The sequence below is a fragment of the uncultured Dokdonia sp. genome, from assembly GCF_947496725.1.
Taxonomy (GTDB): domain Bacteria; phylum Bacteroidota; class Bacteroidia; order Flavobacteriales; family Flavobacteriaceae; genus Dokdonia.
Genome location: NZ_CANMDS010000004.1, coordinates 294,527 through 318,736 on the forward strand (window position 1 = coordinate 294,527; position 24,210 = coordinate 318,736).

Here is a 24,210-nt window from a genome sequence, read left to right on the forward strand (position 1 = left end):
TTTTTCTTTTGTATCAAAGTTAGCAATTATGTCTTATAATTAAGTGCTTGGCTATTGTTTTTGGTTATGGTGGGATTGATAGTTTAATGTGGTGTTTGATTTATAAAGATGTAAGATTTAATAATACCAAATGTTCAACATCCCTCTAAATCTCCCTTCAAAGGGAGACTTCTAGCTCCTTTTCTTTGACGGAAGGTTGAGGTAGGTGTTGAATGGCATTTAAGTAATAATTTAAAAACTTACGTAAACATCACAAAACAAAAAAGCAACCCCAAAAGGAGTTGCTGCTTATTGTTATGAGTAAGCTTTCGCGAAAGCGAAAAAAACCTTACTGCTCTTTGCTGTGTACGGCATAGGCGCGCCACTTTTCTATACAGCCCGCCATATCTTCTGGTACGGGAGTTTCAAAACGTTTGTACTCGCCTGTGGTGGGGTGTACAAAACCTAGTGTTTTTGCGTGTAGTGCCTGGCGTGGTAATATTTTAAAACAGTTTTCTACAAACTGCTTGTACTTTGTAAATGAGGTTCCTTTTAAAATAGCATTACCACCGTAACGCTCATCATTAAAAAGGGTGTGACCTATGTACTTCATATGCACACGTATCTGGTGTGTGCGTCCCGTCTCAAGCTTACAAGCCACCTGAGTTACATATCCTAGGCGCTCTAGTACTTTGTAGTGTGTAACGGCTGGTTTTCCTTGCGCCTCCTCATCATCTTTAAAAACGGTGTTCTGAAGGCGGTTTTTAGGGTGACGACCTATGTTACCTTCTATCGTACCCTCATCATCTACCACGTTACCCCATACGATGGCCACATACTCACGCTCTGTCGTTTTATTAAAAAACTGCTTTGAGAGGTGGGTCATCGCGTGCTCCGTCTTTGCTACCACTAGAAGACCACTGGTGTCTTTATCTATACGGTGTACAAGTCCTGGGCGCTCGCTAGAGTTATTAGGTAGATTATCTATGTGGTGTATAAGTGCATTAATCAAGGTGCCAGAGTAGTTACCGTGACCTGGGTGCACGACCATACCGGCAGGCTTGTTTACCACGAGAAGATCATCATCTTCATAAATAATATCTAGTGGGATATCTTCTGGAGTGAGTAAAAACTCGTGTGGCGGGTGCTCAAACATTGCGCGTACCACATCTCCTGCTTTTACCTTGTAATTTTGTTTTACAACTTTGTTGTTTACTTGTATGCTACCGTTTTTGGCAGCCTTTTGTATTTTATTACGTGTAGCATTTTCTACAAAGTTCATTAAGAACTTATCTACGCGTAGCGGTTCTTGACCTTTACTGGCAGTAAAGCTATAATGCTCATATAGCTCATCGTCTTGAGGTTCTGGACCTATGGGTTGTTCTTCGTTCATTGTTTAATTATCGTCAGATGCGTTATTGGAAATAGCATCTCGGTAATCCCCTTTACCATTACCTAGTACGAGGTCTATCACAGATGTTTTTTCTAAGCGATCTCCTGCTTTTACTTTTTTTCCTTTGTGTCTCAAGTCTCTCACCTCGTCTTCACCTATCCAGTCTACGTAGGTGATTTTTCCTATTTTAAAACCTAGGGCTTTAAGAGTAGGCTCTGCCTGGCGGCGTGTTTTTCCCACAATAGGAGGGATGGTCATTTTTTGATAACCAGAAGGGTTAAGCACTAGGTATATCTGTCTGTTTTCTTTTACAAATTTTCCAGCGTTAGGCTCTTGATCTATGACAGAGTACTTAGGGTAATCTGGGTTAAAATTTGCACTGTCTATGATAAAGTAGCGCAGCTCTGCATTTTCTAGTTCTTGACTCACGAGGTCTAGTGTCATCCCTTTTACATTAGGCACTGCGATGCGCTCATCGTGATTTGTGGTACTACCTAACCACCATCTGGTGATAAAAATTAAGGCAATTACAATAATGATGGCAAGGGCGATTTGTTTTACAAATGCTTTGCTTACTAGAAATTTTACAAAACTCATAAATGGGATGTGGTTAGAGGTGCAAATATATAAAATTGACAGCCTATTTGGCGTAGGTATGATTATACCTATTTTTACAATGTACGTTAATGAGACAGATTTAGTTGTCTCCTTTAAAATTTTCACGAAAGTGCAGAAAAAAAATATCGCCGTTTTAATGGGTGGCTACAGTAGCGAGTATGAAATATCGCTTAATAGTGGTGCCACCGTAGTTGCTTCTTTAGATAAAGAAAAATACCAAGTATATGCCGTGCACATCCTTACCGAGGGATGGTTTTGTGTGATAGATGGTGAGCGATTTACGATAGATAAAGGTGACTTTAGCTTTAAGGACGCTTCCGCGAAAAAGGTAACCTTTGACGCCTGTTACAATACCATACACGGAACGCCAGGCGAGGACGGAAAACTACAAGCCTACTTAGAGTTGCTAGGAATCCCACAGACAAGTTGTGATTTTTATGAGAGTGCAATGACGTTTAATAAGCGTGACACACTAAGCGTATTGAGTTCATATGGCGTGCCAATGGCGCAATCTGTATATGTAAATAAGGGCGATGAGATTGATATGTCTTTTAAAAACCTGCTTGCTATAAAAGTGGGCTACCCTTGTTTTGTAAAGCCTAACCGCGCAGGTTCTAGTTATGGAGTGAGTAAGGTGTACAAAGAAGGTGATCTTATTGCGGCGCTAGATAATGCCTTTAAGGAAGATAATCAGGTTTTGATTGAGTCATTTTTGAGCGGGACAGAAGTATCTGTAGGAGTGTATGATTTTGGCAATGGGGCAGAGGTGCTTCCAGTTTGTGAGATTGTACCAGATGGAGACTTCTTTAGTCTAGAAGCAAAGTACTCTGGAAAATCACAAGAGATTGTACCAGCAAGACTAGATGAGCGTGAGACGGCAGATGTGCAGGGACTTACAAAGGGTATTTATGACTTGCTGGGTCTTAAGGGAATTTGCCGCATAGATTTTATTTTTCACGAAGGGAAACCACATTTTGTTGAGGTAAATACTAATCCTGGTCTCTCAAAAGAAAGTATCATCCCAAGAGAGTTTAAAGCAGCAGGATTATCACTTGCAGAAGTGTTTGGGAAAGCTATAGAAGTGGCGATTAGAAATAACAGTTAAATTTACAGAGGTAGTATCTTTGAGATTCTCGCTTTTGCGGGAATGACATTAAGATTAAGATTATGAAAAGAAAGGCAGTATTTCCAGGGAGTTTTGATCCCATTACACTTGGGCATTACGATATAATAGAACGAGGTCTTACGCTCTTTGACGAGATAATACTTGCCATAGGTGTCAACTCAGATAAAAAATATATGTTTTCTCTAGAGCAGCGCAAGCAGTTTCTAGAAGATACATTTAAAGATGAGCCACGCATTAAAGTAATGACCTATAAAGGTCTCACTATAGACTTTTGTAAAGAGCAAGAAAGCGAGTTCATTTTAAGAGGACTGCGTAATCCTGGAGATTTTGAGTTTGAAAAGGCAATCGCCCATACTAACAGAAAATTATCTGGTATCGAGACCGTATTCTTACTTACGAGTTCTGGTAAGAGCTATATATCTTCTTCCATAGTACGTGATGTAATACGTAACGGTGGTGACTGTTCTGGTCTAGTACCAGATGTGGTTGAGCCTTGCGCCATTAAAATCTGGAAAGAGATACAAGCAAAAGCAAAATAAAGCTCAAAACCTTTATCCATAAAAAAAGCCGCCCACTGGGCGGCTTTTACCATTTATATATATAGTCTAAAACCTAATTACTTCTTATTCTGCTGTTCTTTGATGGTCTTTTTATCGATATCAAAATCGTTTGTAGTTTGATTTATATTTCCCGTTGGATTGGTCGGGTTAGTTTGCTCTACTTTTCTTTCAAATTTACGTTCCATAATCTTTTTCATTTTTAAGTTGATATAAAGATAAAAATCACGGTTGTTAATTCGTCTTAAAGGCTTGTTAGTCTTAGGTTAAAGTGTTGATTATCTTATGGTTTCTACAAAGCTAGCCACACTGTTTGCTCCATTCTTAGTAATATGCTTTATAAAAGCACTTCCTATAATGGCACCTTTTTGATGGGTAGTGGCTGCCTTAAAAGTTTCCTCATTACTTATCCCAAAACCTACAATCTGCGGATTGTTAAGATTCATAGCTGCAATACGTTTAAAGTAATCTTCTGTACTGTTACCAAAACCGCTCTTAGCGCCCGTCGTACTCGCACTACTCACCATATAGATAAATCCATCACTCGCGGCATCTATCTGTTGTATACGCGCGTCACTAGTTTGTGGTGTGATAAGGAAGACATTAATAAGTCCGTACTTTTCAAAAATCTCTTTATACTCCGCTTCATATTCGGCAAGTGGTAAGTCTGGCATAATAATACCATCTATCCCTATTTCTTGACAACGCTTACAGAATTTCTCAACCCCATATTGTAACATCGGGTTAAAGTAACCCATCACAATAAGCGGGATATGTATGGTCTCACGAATACCGTCTAACTGGCTAAACAACTTTTCGGTAGTCATCCCATTATGAAGTGCGGCAGTACTTGACTCTTGAATAGTAGGCCCATCTGCCAGCGGATCTGAAAATGGTAATCCTATCTCTAACATATCTACACCGCTTTCTTGAAGCTGTGTTAAGATAGAAACAGTATCATCTATGGCTGGATATCCAGCAGTGAAGTATAAGCTTAGTAGCTTTTTATCTTCTTGTAATTTTTCTTTTATTCTATTCATCTGAATAAATATTTTGTCATTCCTGCCTAAGCGGGAATTAATATTGATGTTTATTTCGCTTTCGCGAAAGCGTAGTTCTATAAATTAAAATATTCTATAAACGTATTCAAATCCTTATCACCACGTCCCGAAAGATTGATCACTACGATATCGTCTTTTTTGAATTTTCTAGTTTCAAAAATGGCAAGTGCGTGACTTGTCTCAATCGCAGGGATAATACCTTCTAGTTTACTCAGTTCTAGTCCAGCCGTCATCGCATCTGCATCTGTGACAGAGATAAACTCCCCACGCCCAGAGCGGAAGAGGTTTGCGTGCATAGGCCCTACACCTGGGTAATCAAGACCAGCAGAGATAGAATAAGGCTCTGTAATCTGCCCATCGTCTGTTTGCATTAACAAGGTCTTACTCCCGTGTATAATACCCTCGCGTCCTAGTGCAGAAGTTGCAGCACTCTCACCAGTATCCACTCCTTTACCAGCAGCTTCTACCGCAATGATGCCCACTTCTGGTTCATCGAGATAATGGTAATATAATCCAGCGGCGTTACTACCACCACCCACACAAGCTACTACATAATCTGGATTTTCTTTTCCTTCTTTTTCTAGCAACTGCTTCTTAGTCTCCTCAGATATCACCGACTGAAAACGAGCCACCATATCTGGATAAGGGTGTGGTCCCACCACAGAACCTATGATGTAATGTGTGTCTACTGGGTTATTAATCCAATCACGTATCGCTTCGTTAGTCGCATCTTTTAAGGTTCTACTTCCAGACATTGCTGGTCGTACGGTTGCTCCTAGCATTTTCATACGAGCCACGTTAGGCGCTTGGCGCTCTATATCTACAGCACCCATATATACGATACATTCTAGTCCCATAAGTGCACAAACGGTCGCTGTTGCAACACCGTGCTGTCCCGCGCCAGTCTCTGCGATAATGCGGTTCTTACCTAGTCGCTTGGCCATAAGAATCTGGCCTATGGTATTATTTACTTTATGAGCTCCGGTATGACAGAGATCTTCCCTTTTGAGATATACCTTTGTGCCATACTTCTCGCTAAAGCGTTTTGCATAATAAAGCGGTGTAGGACGACCTACGTAATCTTTTAAGAGTTGTTTAAACTCTTCTTGAAAAGAAGGCTCCTGCATAATTTGCACATACTGAGAGCGCAGTTCTTCTACGTTAGGATAGAGCATCTCTGGAATAAATGCTCCGCCAAAATCTCCGTAGTACCCTCTCTCGTCTGCCTGGTAACTGGTGTTATTTTCTAGTATCATAGCTGCAATACTTTTTTAAATTCGGTTAAATTTTCAATATCTTTTAATCCTGGTTTATCCTCAAACTTGCTATTTACGTCTAGTGCGATAATAGGTAAATCTGTTGCCAGTATTTCTTTTACTTTTTCTACTTCTTCTAGTCCTATGCCGCCACTTAAAATGATAGGCGTTTGGGATGTGTAATTTTTTAAAACACTCCAGTCAAAGGTGTAGCCGTTGCCTCCTTTTTCTTTTCCCTTTGTGTCAAAAAGGAAAGCATCTACAAGGCCCTCGTAAGGTGTGAGCTGCTCAAAGTCAAAACTGTCTTTGATTCCAAAAACTTTCCAAATCTTGAGGTCACGACTGCGCTCGACCAGACAACCTTGAAGCTCTTTTATGTATTCAGGGGATTCGCTCCCGTGTAACTGGATTACGTTGAGGTTGTGCTGTGTTATTTTCGCTTTCGCGAAAGCAATATCAGCATCTACAAAAACCCCTACGCGGTCGATTCCCTCAGGTAATTCTGGAATCTCTAGGTTGCCAAAATCTCGTTTGCTCTTCTCATAAAATATAAAGCCAAGATAGTCTGGCTGCAACGCAGCGACCTCTTGTGTGTTATATTTCATACCGCATATTTTGATTTTCATAATAGGTGATAATTGAGATTATTTATATTAAACGATCTTTTAAGAATTGTTTTGGTGAGGATCTAAATCTTTAATCTTAGGGATTGCTAGAAACTCTTTCCAGTCTTCTTCACGTACCTGATCCTTACTAAGACTTACTTTATTTGTTTGCGAAACAAGTACAAAATCTCCAGCCACGTGTTTAATCTCTATAAGTTGATCAATAGAGATTCTTTTTTTCTTTAATTCTCCAACGATTAAAACACCATTGGTAATCTTTGCATATCCTTGATGTTGATATATTATAAATATTATAATATGCACGACACCAAGCACGAGGTACGAGTACTTAGTGAAATTGTTTTCATTTTCAATAAAGGATATAATACCAAGTACACTCCATACAATGGCCATTACTCCATAAATAATAAGTTGTTTCTTTTTATATCTTAACTTCATAATTGCTTTATAAAAGTAGCGGCACTTTCACCTGGGTTATCTGTTTTCATAAAATTTTCACCTATAAGGAAACCTTGAAAACCGTGTGGCTTTAATTCCTTGATCGCCTCTACAGAACTGATACCACTTTCTGACACTTTTACAAACTCATCTGGAATTTGCTTGATGAGTTCTTTGCTGGTCTCTAGGCTTACTTCAAAGGTTTTTAGGTTTCGGTTGTTTATGCCTAGCATATCTACAGATTTCATAATTGACTTCTGTAATTCTTCTTCATTATGAGATTCACAAAGCACATCGAGACCAAGACCTTTTGCAAAGGTTGAAAACTGCTCTATTTGCTTTCGCGAAAGCGTAGCTGCAATAAGTAATATAGCATCTGCACCGTAGGCTTTGGCTTCAAGAATCTGGTATTCATCTACTATAAACTCCTTACGCAATAGCGGAAACTGTGCTGCTGCTCTGGCAAGTAATAAGTCGTCTAGCGAGCCACCAAAATATTTTCCATCTGTAAGTACAGACATCCCGCTCACGCCTGCCTGCTCATAACCGCTTGCGACATCTTGCACGCTCAGGCTGTTGTTTATAACAGACTTACTAGGAGATCTTCTTTTATGCTCTGCGATAATCCCGGAGCCTGCGCTTACTGCTTTTGCAAGTGATACGGTAGCTCTCTCAAAAAGAACAGATTGCTCTAGCTGGCTCACAGGGATGAGACTTTTTCTTAAAGCTACTTCCTTGATTTTATCTGCTGTAATTTTATCTAGTATGGTCATCTTAGTTGCTTAGGGCTTGAAGTTGTTTGAGTTTTTGTGCGGCTTTACCAGAGAGTAAGCTCTCTTTTGCTTGTTCAAAACCTTGTAAAGGTGTTAGCCCTTTTACAGTTGCAATAGCCATCCCAGCGTTTGCACACACCACATTGTTTTGCGCCTGGGTACCTTTACCAGAAATTACATTTGTAAATATTTGCGCCGAAGACTCAACAGAGTCACCTCCATAAATATCTTTTTGAGCGTGTGCATTTACACCAAAATCTCTAGGTGTGAGCATAAGCTCTGTTTCATTTGTAATAGCCTTTGTAGCTCCTGTAAGTGAAATCTCATCATAACCGTCTAAGGCGTGCAGTATGGTAAAGTTTTTATCTCCTTTTTGATATAAATATCCATACATTCTTGCGAGTTCTAGGTTAAAAACGCCCACTAGCTGGTTGCTCGGGAATGCAGGATTAACCATAGGGCCTAGCATATTAAAAAAGGTTTTTACACCTAGCTCTCGACGTATAGGGCCTACGTTTTTCATAGCAGGGTGGAAGAGTGGTGCGTGTAGTACACACATCCCTACCTCATCCATAGAGCGCTTCAAGAAATCCTTATCGTTACTAAATTTTATGCCTAGATACTCCATCACATTGCTACTCCCACTTACAGAGCTCACCCCATAATTACCGTGCTTAGTCACGTGCACACCAGCACCTGCTGTTACAAAGCTAGAGAGTGTTGAGATATTAAAAGTGTCTTTACCATCACCACCTGTACCACAAAGATCTATGGCATTATACTCAGAAAAATCTACGGCAAGGCAAAGATCTAGCAAGGCATCTCTAAAACCTTCTAGCTCCTCTACCGTAATGCTACGCATCATATAAACGGTAAGGAAAGAAGCAATCTGACTCTGGTTGTATTTACCCTCAGAGATGTTTACGAGAACCTCACGGCTTTCGGCTTTTGTGAGTTGGTCGTGGTTAATTAATCTATTAAGTATGGCTTTCATTATTTAGGCGTGTTGATGTGAACAATAATAGGGTCTGCTTTATCTTTCTTTATGTTTTGCAATCCTATTGTTGCTAGTTCTTGATCTGTTGCTAGTCTTGAACTAGCTTGGTTAAGTGCTACGTAATTGTAAACTCCCTTTGGTGTGCTTGCTATCCAGCCTTTTGTAAGTGGTGACTTTCTTACAGAAGCAGTCTCGCTTGTAAAGCGTTGCAAGAAACCTAATGCGCTTTTACGCATATCTTCTTTACTGGTTCCCGTAGGGAAAATAATATAGGTACCGTTAGAAAAAAGTACCCAGTTAGGTCGCTTAGGACTTACACCAAGTTTTGTATTAAAAATCAGGTTTTTATAGATGTCTACATTCTCATCTTCTACCACTTCTTTAAGCGGCTCAGGTTGGGCTTCTATTACGACTACGGGTGTCGCAGATTTTGTAGTTTCTTTAGGTGTTGATTTTGTGCTCTCACAACCACCTATTAATAGAAAACAACTTGCTAGTAGAAATAATGTAAATCTCATCGTATATAGTATTAACTAATTACCCAATTTTTAATCATTGTTTTTCCTTCTGGAGTAAGTACAGATTCTGGGTGAAACTGTACACCGCGTATATCAAGTTCTCTGTGACGCAGTGCCATTATCTGGCCATTTTCATCTACCGCAGTAACTTCTAATGCTGGTGGAAAATCTTCTGTAGCTACCACCCACGAGTGGTAACGTCCTACGGCTATTTCTTCACCGAGGTCTTTAAAAAGTACTGTGTCTGGCTGCGTGATACTCACTTGTGTCGCGACACCGTGAAAAACCTTATCTAGATTAATAAGCGTGCCTCCGTACACTTCACCTATGGCTTGTTGCCCAAGGCAAACGCCAAGTATAGGTTTTCTTCCTCCATAAGTTTTTATTACTTGCTTGAGCAGTCCAGCTTCTTCTGGAATGCCAGGGCCTGGAGAAAGTAATATTTTATCATACTGCTCGCACTCTTCAAGAGCAAACTGGTCATTACGTTTTACGGTAACGATGCAATCTAATTCTTCTAGGTAGTGCACAAGGTTGTACACAAAGGAATCATAGTTGTCTATTACTAATATCTTTTTCATTGTCTAAATATCTTCTGCGATGTCAAGTGCTTTATTAAGCGCTCCTAATTTGTTGTAAACTTCTTGTAATTCTTTAGCGGGATCACTGCCAGATACCACTCCAGCACCTGCTTGCCAGTGTAGGGTGTGATTTTTACTTAAGAAAGAACGTATGATAATAGCGTGATTAAAATTACCGTAAAAATCCATAAAACCTATCGCTCCACCGTAGAAGGTGCGATTGCGGTTTTCATACTTCTCAAGTAGCTGCATTGCCATATGCTTAGGCGCACCACTGAGTGTTCCTGCTGGAAAGGTGTCTGCTACCACTTGTAAGGTATTGCTACCCTCGTGCATTTGTCCCGTTACTTTACTCACAAGGTGTATCACGTGTGAGAAAAACTGCACCTCACGATAGGTGTCTACCTTTACATCGTGACCATTGCGTGATAAGTCATTACGAGCAAGATCAACGAGCATCACGTGTTCTGAGTTTTCTTTTTCGTCTTTGGCTAGTTCTTTTGCAAGTATGGCGTCTTGCTCATCATTACCGGTACGTTTAAAAGTACCTGCAATAGGGTGAATCTCTGCGAGACCGTCTTGCACAATAATCTGAGCTTCTGGTGATGAGCCAAAGATTTTATAATCTCCGTAGTCAAAGTAGAATAAATATGGCGACGGGTTTACACTGCGTAAAGCCCTGTATACATTAAACTCATCTCCGGTAAATTGCTGCGAGAAGCGTTTACTAGGCACAATCTGAAAAACATCACCACGCTGGCAGTGCTTTTTACAAGTTTCTACGAGTGCTTTATAATCTGCATCTGTGATGTTGCTGGTGAGTTCGTTCTTTCGGTTGAAGTTAAACTCTGCAAAGTTTTTTGATTTTAAAAGCTGCTCAATCTCATCGATATTATTGTCTCCCGTCGTGTTGTGGCAAAATATATGTGCCTCATTATTAAAATGATTAATAGCGATAATATTTTGGTAAACGGCATAGTAAATATCCGGTATGTGGAGATCTCCTTCTTTTTTTGCGATTTCTATATCTTCAAAGTACTGCACAGAATCATACGATAGGTAACCAAACAAGCCATTGTTTATGAATTTGTGTGCTGTCTTTGTAGATGAGAACGCTTTCGCGAAAGCGTCTAAAACCCCTACAACATTAGTCTCTGCTGTAATTGTAATTTCCTCCTTCTTGCCATCGGGAAATTGCTGTGTGATTATACCATCGCCCACGCTTATAGAAGCAATAGGGTTGCAGCATATGTAAGAGAAGCTATTATCATTTGCGTGATAGTCACTACTCTCGAGCAGTAAACTATTAGGAAAACGATCGCGCAACCTTAAGTATACCGATACAGGAGTGATGGTATCTGCTAGGAGTCTTTTTGAAAATGTAGTTAATTGATATTTCATTTGTTACATATTGTTTTCTCAAAATTGAGAACAAAAAAAAAGCCTGTCGTAAAGACAGGCTGTATATGAATGGTACATAGGTGCGTGCTTACGACAACGATTGTTGTGTAATCCACCACCAAGTATGTACTGTATTGTTTTTCATTTGTGATGTAAAGATAGGGAGCGATTTTATAATAAAAAAGCCCAATGGATAAAAAATATACACTGAGCTTTTTACGGGGGAATAATTAGGAAATTATTAGAGAGTCAAGCTCACTGCAAGCTCAAAATTATCTGAAATAGCATTGTCTTTTAAGTTGTCAAAAAACGATGCAGAGCCATAACGTACACCATATTTTGTACGATCTACATTAAAAACGGTAGTGGCTACGCCATTCTCTATAGTCATATTAACCTTTGTAGGTAGTGTAGTTCCTTTTATAGTAAGGTCACCCACTACGCTGTAACCATTACCACTTTTTGCTACTTCTGTGATAACAAATGTAGCTTCGCTATGGTTTGTAGTATCAAAAAAGTCTGCAGAGTTTAAGTGTCCTTCTAGTTTTTCTTTTCCTTCGCCAGCTTTTAAGTCTGTTACCGCAATGGTAGTCATATCTACTACAAAGTTACCACCTACTAGCTGGTCACCATCCATTTCAAGTGTTCCAGACTTTAGGTTAATAGTACCTGTGTGTTGTCCTAGTACCTTTTTACCAGTCCAAGTAATGGTGCTTTCTTTTACGTTTACTGTTTTTTCTACCGGTTCTGTGTTTGCAATGGCTCCAGTGGTTACGATAAGAGCTAAGAATGCTGTTGTGATTTTCTTTTTCATTTTTCTAATTTTTAGTTTCTGTTCTTAGTTTATTGAGCAAGTTATTGAGCTGCTCTATCTCATTATTGTCTAGTTGAGTAGTTATTTTATTTTCGGCTTGAGTCACTACTTTGTCTAACTCATTAAGTAATGACAAGCCAGCCTCTGTAATTGTAATTTCAATTTTACGACGGTTTGAGGGGCACGTACTGCGATTTACAAGCTCTTTTTTTAGTAGCTTATCTACGAGGCGTGTTGTGTTACTAGCTTTTGTAACCATACGGTCATTGAGCGTAGATAGGTTTGCAGGTTTTCCTTTTTGCCCACGTAATATGCGTAATACATTAAACTGCTGTAATGATATATCATAAGGCTTTAATGCCATTAATAAGATATCATTAGACCATTGTGCTGTATAGGCTAGGTTTATAATAAGCCTTTGAGAAGGCTTGAGACTTGTGGTTTTTATGTGTTCTTCTATTGTCATTACAATATTTGTATATACAAATGTATTATTATTTTGCAATAGAATATCTATGTTTAGATATTTTTAACGTTAAATAGCCTTGGGTGTTTTTCCATTATCTTAACAATCGATTACTAAAGTCTGTTAATAGGTGTTTAAAAAATTGATTATCAGTATAATTTTGTACAATGCGATTTTTATTATTCATATTGGTTCTCAGTACTATCTCTTGTAAAAAAGAAATAGAAAATAAAGCATATAATTATGTAGAAGGGGCAGATATAAAGATGTTTGATTATAATGAACTTGATAGTTATATAAAAAATCATCCATCTGAAACACTTGTGGTAAATTTTTGGGCAACCTGGTGTGCTCCTTGTATTAAGGAGTTACCAGCTTTTGAAAAACTAGGAGATACTTATGCAGATCAAGATGTAAAAATTCTTTTAGTGAGTCTTGACTTCCCAGAACAGATGGATCATCTCAAAGCATTTGTAGCAAAAAAAGAATTGCAATCTGAGGTTGTGTTTCTAGACGATGGAGATGCAAACAGGTGGATACCTAAAGTAGATAAGAATTGGAGTGGAGCCTTACCGGCAACACTTATTATAGGTGATAAAAGAAAACGCTTTTATGAACAATCATTTACATATGGCTTGTTAGAAAGTGAATTGAAATATATATTAAATTAAAATGAAGACTTTTAAAATTTTAACGCTACTTGCCTTAGTTGTAGTTGTTTCTGCATTTGCAGCAAATGCCGTTGTAAAAAGTGCAAAGAGTGGTTACAGTGTAGGTGATGATGCAACAGATTTTTATCTACGTAATGTAGATAACAGTATGGTATCGCTTAAGGATTATGAAAATGCTAAAGGGTTTATAATAATCTTTACGTGCAATACTTGTCCATTCTCTATAGCAAACGAAGACAGAATCATTGCATTAGATAAAAAGTACAAGTCACTAGGCTACCCTGTAATAGCTATAAATCCTAATGACCCACACATTAAACCTGGAGATAGTTTTAAGTCTATGCAACAACGAGCCAGAGAAAAAGGATTTACATTTCCTTATTTACTTGACGATGGGCAAGAGGTATATCCAAAATATGGAGCTACAAAAACCCCTCACGTGTATGTGACTCAAAAAAAGCAAGGGAAAAATATAGTAAAATACATAGGAGCTATAGATAATAATACACGTGATGCGGGAGCAGTTACAGAACGATATGTAGAAGATGCTGTAGATGCCTTACTCGCCGGAAAAAGTGTACAAGTAACCGAAACAAAGGCTATAGGATGTTCTATAAAATCATAGTTTAAAATAACTAGATACTACATAAAAAGGTGAGCAATAGCTCACCTTTTTATGTTTTACGTAGCGTATTTAAAATATGTAATATGCCTTAAGCCATATTCAGTTTAATAAAGTAAATTTGAAATATAACAAGGGTACACTACCGTACTTATAATAAAGAAGAATTATGAAAGATCTTACAATCCCAGAATGGGAAGAAAAAATCGCTCAAGATAAAGACGCCGTAATACTAGACGTGCGTACAGAAGAAGAAACAGAAAATGGTATCATAGAAGGAGCAAAGGTTATAGATATATACCAAGGCCAAGGCTTTATTGATGAGGTAGAAAAACTAGATAAAGATAAAAACTACTACGTTTATTGTCGCTCTGGAGCACGTAGTGCTCAAGCGTGTGCACTTATGGGACAGCTAGGTTTTGAGACTACATATAACTTGCTAGGAGGCTATATGGCCTGGAGCGAAAATAACTAGAGTATGAGAAAGAAAGTAACTCACATTTGTAGTGTTATTGCAATTATGATGATGGCTTTATCTTGTAACCAAGCGACCTCACAGCAAGCATCGCCAGAAGCTTCAGTTAGTGAAGTGCAAGAGCAAAAGATAGTCATCAATCGCATTTCTTCAGATGAGCTTGAGACAGCGATGAGTGCTCAAGAAATCCAACTGGTAGATGTACGTACCGACCGCGAGTGGGAGAGTGGCCATATTAAGGGGGCAAAGCATTTTGAGATGAACAATGCAAACTGGCAGTCACAGCTAGAGACTCTAGATAAAGATGAGCCCGTATATGTATATTGTGCAAAAGGTGGTCGTAGTGCCAGATGTGCAAAACAACTAGAAGAGGCTGGTTTTACTACCATTTATGATCTTAAAGGTGGTCTCACCAGCTGGAAGGCTAGTGGCAAGACCGTAGAGTAACACATACTCATAAAAAGTATAAACCCCATCTTAGTAGGATGGGGTTTTTTTACGCTTTCGCGAAAGCGGAATCTATATCAATCTAATACACTTCATCAACATTAGTAGCTGTAAGTGTTTTAATAAAAGCCACCAGATCCTGAAGTTCTTGCTCTGATAGATTAAGATTATCAAAGGGAAGCGTTTGATGCTCAAGGTCAAACCCTAGGCCACCACCGCCACCTTTATTATAAAAATCCATAACCTCTTCTAGCGTGCTATATACACCGTTGTGCATATAGGGTCCAGTTACTGCAGCGTTACGTACCGTAGGAGTTTTAAACATCCCCTTGTGGAGCTCTTCTTTAAAACGCCAGTAGTAACCTAAGTCATCATCTAGCATTTTATTTTGTGCGGTTTCTGGTACGCCTATTACTTCGCGCTCTGTCTCTGCATAAAATGGTGGTACTGTACCATTAGTAAGTGGCATAAAGTGACAAGTTGCACAAAGGGCTTTCCCCATAAACAAGTTCATACCTCGTTGCTCACTTGATGTAAATGAACGCTCATCGCCACGCATATTTTTATCAAATTTTGAGTCAAAACTATTGAGTGTACTTACATATGACGAGATGGCTTTTATCACATCAATATTTCTTTTTGAAACACCTCCATATGCCTCGTCAAAGAGTGTGATATACGTACTGTCTTCTAGTACCTCTTTTGAAAACTCGTGCACGTTTGAGTTAAACTCATCCTTGTTTGTAAAAACAGAAGATACTTGATCTATTAATGTAGGTGAGCGACCGTCTGCAAAGAAGTTTTGCTGGAAAACGGTATTTATGAGGGTAGGTGTGTTGCGCTGTAAATTTTTACCTGCGTTAGAGAGGTTTACTACCATTCCATCTGTGTATGCTTTTTCTGGAATGTGACACGTAGCACAAGCCATTGTACCATTTGCAGAGAGCTTATCATCAAAAAACAATTTTTTACCTAAGGCGATTTGAGCCTCTGTAGGATTCTTATTTACGTTAGGAGTAAAGAATTCCGTATTAAAACTGTTATTTTCAAAAAAGGTAGGCGCATCAAAGTTAAAAGGTGTATTTGTTGTCCCTTCCCATAGGTCGCTAGTTTTTCTTATAGCTACCCAAGTTTTTGTAATAGGAGAGAGGTGAGTGCTCACAAAGGTATAACGGTCAAAGCTATTATAATCTGTATTAGAGCTCATAAAAGCTATTGCTTTGTCGACCTGATTTATAAATGTCTGGTCTAGTGTGGTGTCCTTCTCTTTTATGATAGGTTGTATCGTTACTTTATAAGTGTCTACAAGGTTTTGTAATGAAGCAGCACCTTCTGTAATGCCTAGTTGGCTTACAGGTGTGTCAAAACCAGATATAGAAAAACTAAGTACACGTAACAGTTGCTGGTGTGTAGCTATAAAATAGCGTTGTGGTGTAAGAGCTCGTTTTTCAATATTCTTTTTTAGAGTAGCGAGTAGGCCTGTGGTAATCTTTAGTTCTTTTTTGTATTGTGGAGTTGGTGTTCCTCCTTCATAGATAGATTCTTCTATCTTTTGTAGACCTACAGGATTCATTGTGCGGTCATTGTCCTCTTTATAAATAGGTAAGGCCGGTCCATTTGCACGATGACCTACTTCTGGGTTGAGGTAAGAGGCGTAGGGTTCTGCTTTTTTAAACGCAAGTCTAGTGTTGTTAAAAATCTTTTTGGCATCTGGATGTGATGCCGTAATCTCATTTAGAGAGTCAAGACCTGCGAGGGCATTATTTAGTTCTTGTAAGTAAATAGCTCTTGCAGCTTCCCAGTCTGGGGCTATATTTTTTTTATATGAAGTGTCTTGCTCTTGCTTGCAAGAAAGGGTTAAGTGTATCGCTAGTAGGCAAATTAATAAACGTAAGTAATTCATAACAATGTAATTATAATTAAAGCGCAATCACCTTAAAGGGATTGCGCTTTTAGTATTTCCGAATGGCTAATCCGGGAGGATATTATCTAGGTAAACCTTTAAGTAATACTACTTGAGATGCTTGGTTATCTTCATATGTAGAGTTGATATGTCCATCAAGTCCAGCAAAGTCACTGTTTCTCCAGTAGTGTGGCTGTATGTTTAATATAAAAGTGTTAGGCACTCCTACTTTATCTGATATATCTATAAGTGCTCCAAACTCTCCACTAAGTCCTGTGCTATTATCATCTGCAAGGTCTTGACGTACTACAAGCTCAAGTACTTGCTGTATGTTTACACCATTTAAGTCAGACTGGTAGATGTATGCTGCGTGACCTCTAGAAAAAGAGTTAGGATCTTCTTGTACATATACAAAGTTCTCAGTTACAGTGATATTATCTGGGCTTTGTAAAGCTGCCAGGTTACCATCTTGATTATTTGTATCTGTATTACCACTTATGATTTGAGTAAGTTTACCTTCTAGTGGGTTTGTTTCATCTAGGTTTAACTTGTATACCGTTCCCCAGTCATTGTAAGTACCTTGACCTGGACCACGACCTGTAACTGCAAAGTATACGTTTCTACCATTTGCATCAGATCCTTTTTGGTAATCTACATCTTCTACTCTCATAAACTGAGAAGCAAATACGTCGTTACACGCGCTTTCCATTTCATTTTTAGTAAGAGCAGCACCGTTTGGTATCTCAACAAACTCTACGTCATATTCTGTCTGGAAGTCTAGTGAAGACTCGTTGTAAGCCGTGTTAGGAGCAACATCTACAACGTTACCAGCACCGTCACCTACTTGCTTAAGACGTAATACGTAAATAGAACCACCTGTAAAATCTGCATCACCAGCAGTAGAGTAGTACATAGATACTTGACCTTCTGAGTTACTAGAGTCATCATCACCACCTACTATTACTGTAGCACCAGGATAAGCGTTTTGTGGTAATGGAGTTGCGTTTTCCCAAGAGAATTCACCTAGTGCATCAAGACCAAAATCTGCTTGAGGTGTTGGAGTAGACGTTCTAGGGTCTATAGCTTTTACATCATAGTGTATACTTTCTGAAGCACTTAAGAAAATGTCTTCTGTTCCACCGTGTATATCTGCTTCCCACATAGTAGCACTACACTGGCGTGCAAAGTCTGATACTCCAGAGTCTAGTAAGTAATCTCCAGAGATAGGCATTAAGTTCTGGTCAAAACGGATACGTGCAACTGCATAACTGTCTTCACAGTTTGTTACAAATATGTAGTCTTCTCCATCTTGTAAGAACCCTGCACCATCTGCAGATCCTGCAAGTTGAAAATTTCCTCCTATTACATCTGGAGTAGATACAAGTGAGAAAGCTTCTACGTAGTTAAACTGTGAGCTCATTGCAACAAGTGGAGCCGTAGGAGATTTGTCAGAAAACATAGTTTCTCCTGGTTCAAAATCTTCTCCATCTACACCATCTTCTCCATTTGACCCGTCTGCACCGTCTTGTCCATCTGCGCCATCTTGTCCGTCTACACCGTCTATTCCGTCCAGACCATTCATTCCATCTACGCCATCTTCACAACTTGTGAAAGCTGCTGTTGCTGCTACAAAAAGCAGACTTAAAAAAACTGATTTGAAAGTTTTCATTGTAAAATAATATTTTTTGAGTGGTTAATTTGTGTGTTTGTATGAGGGTCTAAATTAGAATTGTATCTCTTTTTACAGGTTAATTAAGCGTAGCTTTTATATTAAATTGATGTGTATTTATTGTTACTGATTTTACAGTAATTTAAAGACAGATTTTACGTAGAGTTAACCTTTTGGTTTTTTGATATTTCTATTTTATACGGGTAAAACCTATCATTATTGAAGGGTCATTTTTAGATTGGACAGACCTTTCGGCAATGAGCCGCTTTACTTTTAAGAGTTTGGTTTTCGCTTTCGCGAAAGCGTAATACATCTTTTAACACCACTTTTAAGTGAGATGTCGTAATTTTAAAAGAAAAAATGACGCCTAGATTAGAACAAGCACTTGATAAATTGTACACTGCGTTGTACACGGGGAAGCTCAATCCCGAGTGTTGTACAGCCTGCGCGGTGGGTACTATATGTGACACGGTAGATGCCTGGAAGCACTTTACAGACACACACGGCTCTTTACAGCTTAACTATGTGGGAAAGGTTAATGAAGGTTTTGGCCGCAGGCTCTATGGGTATCTTCCTAGCGAGCTATTAGAAATAGAAGCGGTTTTCTTAAAAGCGTGTGGGTATGAGTTACCGCTTACGCGAAAATCAAAACGTCCACAACATCCTACATCGCAAGAAACATTATATAATGGTATGCGTGCCGTTATTGCTTTTTTATGTGAGCTAGATGGTGTAGAAGATGTTATGGAGATTGAACAGAACCTACTACATACAAACCTAAGCTCTGTAACACACGCTACGGTTTAAAACCTAAAAATGTAAGCCTCTTACTGTTTGTGATTTACAATATATAAGTGACATCTTTTTGAGATTTAAAAGAGGTGTCTCTGGGTGAGTATGCCTTAGGTTTAAGAAAATTTTAAGTTTTTATTAGCATAACGATTTTAGCTAGATTTCGTATTAATTCTGATATTATGGTGCTTTTAACATTATTTGTTAAGAATATCTAACAAACGCAATCTAATACAGACAATCTTATGAAAAGAAGAAACTTTGTCCAACTAGCCGGAATGGGTGCTGGTGCTGTGATGATGCCTTCCCTATTAATGGGAAATAACATCCCTACAGAGGCACTCCTAGAACCAGGAATGGATATACTAATGAAAAAACAAATGGCAGATGTTGCTCTTAACACAGCAAAAAGCCTAGGAGCTTCTTATGCAGATGCTCGTATAGGTAGATATCTTAACCAGTTTGTACGTACTAGAGAAGATAAAGTACAAGGGGTTGTAAACACAGAGTCTTTTGGAATAGGAGTGCGTGTGATTGCAAATGGTACTTGGGGATTTGCATCTACAAATGATGTATCACCAGACGGTATTAAAAAAGCAACAGAGCAAGCAGTCGCAATAGCAAAAGCAAACTCAAAGTTTCAAACAGAGCCAGTAGTACTTGCACCAGAAGCATCATATGGTGAAGTCTCTTGGAAAACCCCTATCAAAAAAGATTTTAAAGAAGTGCCAGTTTCAGAGAAAGTAGATTTACTACTCACTGCAAATGCTGCTGCACAATCTAGCGGAGCAAACTTTGTAAACTCTGCCTTGTTTATGGTAAATGAACAAAAATATTTTGCCTCTACAGAAGGGTCTTACATAGATCAAGATGTACACCGCATCTGGCCTACATTTGGTGTAACTGCTGTAGGTGGAGGTAAGTTTAAGACTAGACAAGCTATGAGTGCACCTATGGGAATGGGGTATGAGTATCTAGATGGTCTTGCGTCAGAAAAACTAGAAGGTCCAGAAGGACTTAAATTATATAGAGGCAGCTATGATATGGTAGAAGATGCTACCACTGCAGCAAAGCAAGCAAGAGAAATGCTTACAGCAAAGTCTGTAGATGCTGGTAAGTACGATCTTGTACTAGAGCCTAACCACTTAGGATTAACCATACACGAGTCTGTAGGTCACCCTACAGAACTAGATCGAGTACTAGGGTATGAAGCAAACTATGCAGGTACAAGCTTTGCCACCATAGATAAGTGGAAGTCTAAAAACTTCAAGTATGGTAGCGACCTTGTAAATATTGTGGCAGATAAAACACAAGTAGGATCACTAGGAGCCGTAGGATGGGATGACGAAGGTGTAAAAACTAAAAAGTGGGACATTATACGTAACGGTGTACTAGTAAACTATCAAGCAATACGTGATCAAGTAAAAATGATAGATCAAAACGAGTCTCACGGTTGCTGTTATGCACAGAGTTGGAATGATGTTCAATTCCAGCGTATGCCTAATATCTCTCTAGAGCCTGGTAAAGAACCATATTCTATAAACGATATGATTAAAGATGTAGAAAAAGGAATCTACATAGCCGGTAGAGGATCTTACTCTATAGACCAGCAGCGTTATAACTTCCAGTTTGGAGGGACGATGTACTACGAGATTAAAGATGGTAAGATAGCAGGTATGCTTAATGATGTTGCTTACCAGTCTAACACGCAAGAGTTCTGGAACTCTTGTGCTAAGATTTGTGATAAGGATGACTATCGTCTTTTTGGTTCTTTCTTTGACGGGAAGGGGCAACCATCACAAGTAAGTGCAGTATCTCACGGGAGCTCGACTTCAAGATTTAATGATATTAATGTAATTAATACCGGGCGTACGGTATAAGTCTAACTTTTAAAAGAATAAATAATGGCAATATTTTCAAAAGAAGAGGCTAGAAAGATATTAGAAAAAGCACTAAGCTTTTCTACTGCAGATGCCTGTGTAGTAAATCTAGGTGGGAGCCAGGGAGGTAATATACGTTATGCTCGTAACTCGGTATCTACAGCGGGATATCAATCTAACCAGAGTCTTGCGGTTACTGCAAGCTTTGGTAAAAGATCTGGTACCGCAACTATAGATGAGCTAGATGATGCATCGCTCAAAAAAGTGGTACAACGAGCAGAGGAGCTAGCAAAACTATCTCCAGAAAACCCAGAGTATATGGAGCCACTAGGCCCACAACAATATGATGAATCAAAAACCTTTGTAGAAGCCACGGCAAACATTACTCCAGAGTATAGAGCAGAGGTTGCAAATAGTAGTATTACCCCTGCAAAAACAAAGGATGTAACAGCTGCAGGATTTCTAGATGACGGTCAAGGCTTTAGCGCAATGATGAACTCAAACGGGCTATTTGCATATAATAAGTCTACAGATGTGAGTTTTACAGTAACGATGCGTACTAATGATGGTACAGGATCGGGATGGGTGACTAGAGATTATAATGACATAAATAAGTTTGACTCTTCTGAGGCGTCACAAGTCGCTATAGATAAAGCTGTAATGTCACGACAAGCAAAAGCAATAGAGCCTGGTAAATATACTGTGATATTAGAACCATCTGCAGGACTTGGATTATTACAAGGCTTAGGAAGGTCACTTAATGCCCGCTCTGCAGATGAGGGACGTAGCTTTATGTCTAAAGAAGGCGGAGGTACAAAACTGGGAGAAAAAATAGTAGATGAGCGTGTAAACCTATGGTCAGACCCGCTTAATGATGAGGTGCCAGCAGCCACTTGGAATGGAGCAGGTCAACCACTGAAGAAAACTACCTGGATAGAAAATGGTACAGTTAAGAATCTTGCTTATGGAAGATACTGGGCAAAAGAAAAAGGTGTTGAGCCAGTTCCTTTCCCAAGTAATTTTATAATGGGAGGTGGTGACGCATCTCTAGATGATTTAATAAAGAGTACAAGAAAGGGAATCTTAGTCACAAGACTGTGGTACATACGCTCTGTAGATCCACAAACGCTTTTATATACAGGTCTTACCCGTGACGGTACTTTTTATATAGAAAACGGAAAAATCAAATACCCAGTGAAGAATTTCCGCTTTAATGAGAGTCCTATTATTATGCTTAATAATCTTGAGACCCTCGGGAAGCAGGTGCGTGTAGACGGTAGCTTAATCCCTTATATGAAGGTGAGAGACTTTACGTTTACCAGTCTTTCAGATGCGGTATAATATAATATAGTTGATAGGAAACTGGTTACGGCTTTATGCGGTAGCCAGTTTTTATTTTAAGTACGCTTTCGCGAAAGCGTAATACAAACAATCACACTTTACATAAGTTACATAAGGTAATGCCTAATAAATTTTTCTTCACACGCTTACAATACGAATCTGGAGATTGGGATGTAGACCAGCGTATGCCGTCTAACTTGCTTAACTCTCTGGTAGAGTACACCACGCTAGATGTAGATACAAAGGAAAATATCATAACACTGGCTAGTGATGATATTTTTAAATCGCCCTTTTGCTATATCTCTGGGCATAAACTGGTGCAGTTTTCTAAGAAGGAAAAAGAAAATTTTAAACGTTATGTGGAGAATGGAGGCTTTGTCTTTGCAGATGATTGTAACCACGATATAGACGGCCTATTTGCAAAGTCTTTTGAACGACAGATGGAGGAAATTTTTGGTCAAGATAGCCTCAAAAAAATTCCTAATGATCACGAGATTTATAATGTCTTTTTTGAATTTGAAGATGGTCCACCCACCACCTCACAAGAGCTTAACGGCTGGGGAGATGACCTCGTGCACGATTACCTTAAGGCAATAGAGATAAATGGGAGAATAGGCGTGCTGTATAGCAATAAAGATTACGGCTGTGAGTGGGATTATGATTTTAGAAACAAGCGCTGGTATAAAATAGACAATACCCGTTTTGGGGTAAATATTGTGATGTATGCCCTTACCTCATAGTATCGTTTTAATGATGCAGTCTTGCGAGCCAAGAAATAACCAATTTTAAATTGAAAATTGAATGAAACAAGAGTTAGTCACACTACAGCAGGAGGTAAATAGTCTTACTTCAAAACTAGGTGATCTTAAAAAAGAAATAGCAAAGGTTATCATAGGCCAAGAAGATACAGTAGAGCAGTTACTTATCACATTTCTAGCTGGTGGTCACGCTTTACTAGAAGGAGTCCCAGGGCTGGCAAAAACGCTTATGATAAGGACCTTATCACAGGCTATAGATCTCGACTTTAAGCGCATACAGTTTACACCAGACCTAATGCCGTCAGATATTGTAGGTACAGAGATTCTAGAAGAAGATCACAGCACCGGTAAAAAATCTTTTGAGTTTAAGAAAGGACCCATATTTGCAAATATTATACTGGCAGATGAGATTAACAGAACCCCGCCAAAAACACAGGCAGCGCTGCTAGAGGCAATGCAAGAGTTTGAGGTTACCTATTCTGGTAAAACCTATGAACTAGAGCGCCCGTTTTTTATACTTGCAACGCAAAACCCTATAGAGCAATCTGGAACCTTTCCTTTACCAGAGGCGCAACAAGATCGTTTCTTATTTTATATAAAAATAGGGTATCCTACAGCAAGCGAAGAAAAGCATATTTTAAAAAGTACAACAGGCGGAGTAAAGCAAAAGGTACAACCCGTACTAAGTGGTGCCGAAATTTTGAGATTACAAGAGCTTGTAAGGCAAGTGCCTATAAGTGATAATCTTATAGACTTTGTAAGCACAATTGTACGTGCAACACGACCAGAGACTACCACAAATGATTTTGTAAAGCAATGGGTAGGTTGGGGAGCAGGTCCCAGAGCCGGGCAAGCTATGATACTCACAGCAAAAGCAAGAGCACTATCACAGGGTCGTATAGCAGTGACACTAGATGATATTAAAAACGTGGCTCTACCAGTACTTCGTCATAGAGTGATTGTAAACTTTAAAGCAGAGGCAGAGGGTATTACTTCAGATACGGTGACGCGTCAATTATTAGATCATACAGACTTTAGCGCATAATAT

Annotated in this window: 27 protein-coding genes; 11 read left to right on the top strand and 16 right to left on the bottom strand. The window is 39.0% G+C overall.

Annotated features, from left to right (window positions below; all coding sequences use genetic code 11):
* Positions 1–328: 328 nt before the first annotated feature.
* Both Q0948_RS10730 and Q0948_RS10735 read right to left on the bottom strand, forming a co-directional pair.
* Complete coding sequence (locus Q0948_RS10730; RefSeq protein ID WP_298352219.1) at positions 329–1,372, bottom strand: RluA family pseudouridine synthase; 1,044 nt, start codon at positions 1,370–1,372, stop codon at positions 329–331.
* A 3-nt stretch (positions 1,373–1,375) separates the two neighbouring features.
* Positions 1,376–1,969 carry a PASTA domain-containing protein gene (locus Q0948_RS10735; RefSeq protein WP_035327865.1) on the bottom strand — a complete coding sequence of 198 codons (594 nt, stop codon included), beginning with the start codon at positions 1,967–1,969 and terminating at the stop codon, positions 1,376–1,378.
* A gap of 79 nt (positions 1,970–2,048) precedes the next feature.
* Between Q0948_RS10735 and Q0948_RS10740 the strand changes: the two genes are divergently transcribed.
* Together Q0948_RS10740 and coaD are read left to right on the top strand one after the other, a co-directional pair.
* A complete protein-coding gene (locus Q0948_RS10740) occupies positions 2,049–3,095 on the top strand; it encodes a D-alanine--D-alanine ligase (protein WP_298352543.1) in 1,047 nt (348 codons plus the stop codon).
* A 62-nt stretch (positions 3,096–3,157) separates the two neighbouring features.
* On the top strand, positions 3,158–3,655 hold the full coding sequence (coaD, locus tag Q0948_RS10745) for a pantetheine-phosphate adenylyltransferase (RefSeq protein ID WP_035336114.1): 498 nt from the start codon (positions 3,158–3,160) through the stop codon (positions 3,653–3,655).
* Positions 3,656–3,732: 77 nt separating this feature from the next.
* Here coaD and Q0948_RS10750 read toward each other — a convergent pair whose 3' ends face one another.
* The 12 genes from Q0948_RS10750 to Q0948_RS10805 all read right to left on the bottom strand — a co-directional run bounded on the left by Q0948_RS10750 (position 3,733) and on the right by Q0948_RS10805 (position 12,604).
* Entirely contained in the window at positions 3,733–3,873 is a 141-nt protein-coding gene (locus tag Q0948_RS10750) for a hypothetical protein (protein WP_157496178.1), read from the bottom strand.
* Between the two features lie 78 nt (positions 3,874–3,951).
* The gene (trpA, locus tag Q0948_RS10755) at positions 3,952–4,713 is read right to left on the bottom strand and encodes a tryptophan synthase subunit alpha (protein ID WP_298352226.1); all 762 of its coding nucleotides are present in this window, start codon (positions 4,711–4,713) and stop codon (positions 3,952–3,954) included.
* 77 nt (positions 4,714–4,790) lie between these two features.
* Positions 4,791–5,990 carry a tryptophan synthase subunit beta gene (trpB, locus tag Q0948_RS10760; protein WP_298352229.1) on the bottom strand — a complete coding sequence of 400 codons (1,200 nt, stop codon included), beginning with the start codon at positions 5,988–5,990 and terminating at the stop codon, positions 4,791–4,793.
* Entirely contained in the window at positions 5,987–6,595 is a 609-nt protein-coding gene (locus tag Q0948_RS10765) for a phosphoribosylanthranilate isomerase (protein WP_298352231.1), read from the bottom strand. The genes trpB and Q0948_RS10765 overlap by 4 nt, the downstream gene beginning before the upstream one ends.
* A 60-nt stretch (positions 6,596–6,655) precedes the next feature.
* Positions 6,656–7,054: a hypothetical protein gene (locus tag Q0948_RS10770; RefSeq protein WP_298352234.1), complete on the bottom strand. Its 399-nt coding sequence runs from the start codon at positions 7,052–7,054 to the stop codon at positions 6,656–6,658.
* Positions 7,051–7,827, bottom strand: coding sequence for an indole-3-glycerol phosphate synthase TrpC (gene trpC, locus Q0948_RS10775; RefSeq protein WP_298352237.1), 777 nt, complete (start codon positions 7,825–7,827; stop codon positions 7,051–7,053). Before trpC ends, Q0948_RS10770 begins: the two co-directional genes overlap by 4 nt.
* 1 nt (position 7,828) lies before the next feature.
* Complete coding sequence (gene trpD, locus Q0948_RS10780; protein ID WP_035336121.1) at positions 7,829–8,821, bottom strand: anthranilate phosphoribosyltransferase; 993 nt, start codon at positions 8,819–8,821, stop codon at positions 7,829–7,831.
* Complete coding sequence (locus Q0948_RS10785; protein WP_298352240.1) at positions 8,821–9,342, bottom strand: hypothetical protein; 522 nt, start codon at positions 9,340–9,342, stop codon at positions 8,821–8,823. Before Q0948_RS10785 ends, trpD begins: the two co-directional genes overlap by 1 nt.
* An 11-nt stretch (positions 9,343–9,353) precedes the next feature.
* Entirely contained in the window at positions 9,354–9,923 is a 570-nt protein-coding gene (locus Q0948_RS10790) for an aminodeoxychorismate/anthranilate synthase component II (RefSeq protein WP_035336124.1), read from the bottom strand.
* 3 nt (positions 9,924–9,926) lie between these two features.
* On the bottom strand, positions 9,927–11,324 hold the full coding sequence (locus tag Q0948_RS10795) for an anthranilate synthase component I family protein (protein WP_035327902.1): 1,398 nt from the start codon (positions 11,322–11,324) through the stop codon (positions 9,927–9,929).
* A 241-nt stretch (positions 11,325–11,565) separates the two neighbouring features.
* Positions 11,566–12,138, bottom strand: coding sequence for a YceI family protein (locus Q0948_RS10800; protein ID WP_298352246.1), 573 nt, complete (start codon positions 12,136–12,138; stop codon positions 11,566–11,568).
* Between the two features lie 4 nt (positions 12,139–12,142).
* Positions 12,143–12,604 carry a MarR family transcriptional regulator gene (locus Q0948_RS10805; RefSeq protein ID WP_298352248.1) on the bottom strand — a complete coding sequence of 154 codons (462 nt, stop codon included), beginning with the start codon at positions 12,602–12,604 and terminating at the stop codon, positions 12,143–12,145.
* Positions 12,605–12,771: 167 nt separating this feature from the next.
* Between Q0948_RS10805 and Q0948_RS10810 the strand changes: the two genes are divergently transcribed.
* From Q0948_RS10810 to Q0948_RS10825, 4 genes are all read left to right on the top strand, one after another.
* Positions 12,772–13,275, top strand: a complete 504-nt coding sequence (locus Q0948_RS10810; RefSeq protein ID WP_298352251.1) for a TlpA disulfide reductase family protein — start codon at positions 12,772–12,774, stop codon at positions 13,273–13,275.
* A 1-nt stretch (position 13,276) separates the two neighbouring features.
* On the top strand, positions 13,277–13,900 hold the full coding sequence (locus Q0948_RS10815) for a thioredoxin family protein (RefSeq protein ID WP_298352254.1): 624 nt from the start codon (positions 13,277–13,279) through the stop codon (positions 13,898–13,900).
* A 166-nt stretch (positions 13,901–14,066) separates the two neighbouring features.
* A complete protein-coding gene (locus Q0948_RS10820) occupies positions 14,067–14,372 on the top strand; it encodes a rhodanese-like domain-containing protein (protein ID WP_298352257.1) in 306 nt (101 codons plus the stop codon).
* A 3-nt stretch (positions 14,373–14,375) separates the two neighbouring features.
* Entirely contained in the window at positions 14,376–14,819 is a 444-nt protein-coding gene (locus Q0948_RS10825; protein ID WP_298352260.1) for a rhodanese-like domain-containing protein, read from the top strand.
* A gap of 82 nt (positions 14,820–14,901) precedes the next feature.
* On the opposite strand, the gene Q0948_RS10830 is transcribed toward Q0948_RS10825, so the two are convergent.
* Together Q0948_RS10830 and Q0948_RS10835 are read right to left on the bottom strand one after the other, a co-directional pair.
* Positions 14,902–16,722: a cytochrome c peroxidase gene (locus Q0948_RS10830; protein ID WP_298352262.1), complete on the bottom strand. Its 1,821-nt coding sequence runs from the start codon at positions 16,720–16,722 to the stop codon at positions 14,902–14,904.
* Positions 16,723–16,804: 82 nt separating this feature from the next.
* The gene (locus Q0948_RS10835; protein ID WP_298352267.1) at positions 16,805–18,391 is read right to left on the bottom strand and encodes a hypothetical protein; all 1,587 of its coding nucleotides are present in this window, start codon (positions 18,389–18,391) and stop codon (positions 16,805–16,807) included.
* 360 nt (positions 18,392–18,751) lie between these two features.
* Here Q0948_RS10835 and Q0948_RS10840 point away from each other — a divergent pair, with 360 nt between their 5' ends.
* From Q0948_RS10840 to Q0948_RS10860, 5 genes are all read left to right on the top strand, one after another.
* On the top strand, positions 18,752–19,198 hold the full coding sequence (locus Q0948_RS10840) for a Na(+)-translocating NADH-quinone reductase subunit F (protein WP_298352270.1): 447 nt from the start codon (positions 18,752–18,754) through the stop codon (positions 19,196–19,198).
* Between the two features lie 230 nt (positions 19,199–19,428).
* Positions 19,429–21,063 carry a TldD/PmbA family protein gene (locus Q0948_RS10845; protein ID WP_035327914.1) on the top strand — a complete coding sequence of 545 codons (1,635 nt, stop codon included), beginning with the start codon at positions 19,429–19,431 and terminating at the stop codon, positions 21,061–21,063.
* Positions 21,064–21,087: 24 nt separating this feature from the next.
* Positions 21,088–22,404: a TldD/PmbA family protein gene (locus tag Q0948_RS10850; RefSeq protein ID WP_298352276.1), complete on the top strand. Its 1,317-nt coding sequence runs from the start codon at positions 21,088–21,090 to the stop codon at positions 22,402–22,404.
* Between the two features lie 119 nt (positions 22,405–22,523).
* Positions 22,524–23,144, top strand: coding sequence for a DUF4159 domain-containing protein (locus Q0948_RS10855; protein WP_038599958.1), 621 nt, complete (start codon positions 22,524–22,526; stop codon positions 23,142–23,144).
* A gap of 61 nt (positions 23,145–23,205) precedes the next feature.
* Positions 23,206–24,207 carry a MoxR family ATPase gene (locus Q0948_RS10860; protein ID WP_298352285.1) on the top strand — a complete coding sequence of 334 codons (1,002 nt, stop codon included), beginning with the start codon at positions 23,206–23,208 and terminating at the stop codon, positions 24,205–24,207.
* Positions 24,208–24,210 lie beyond the last annotated feature (3 nt).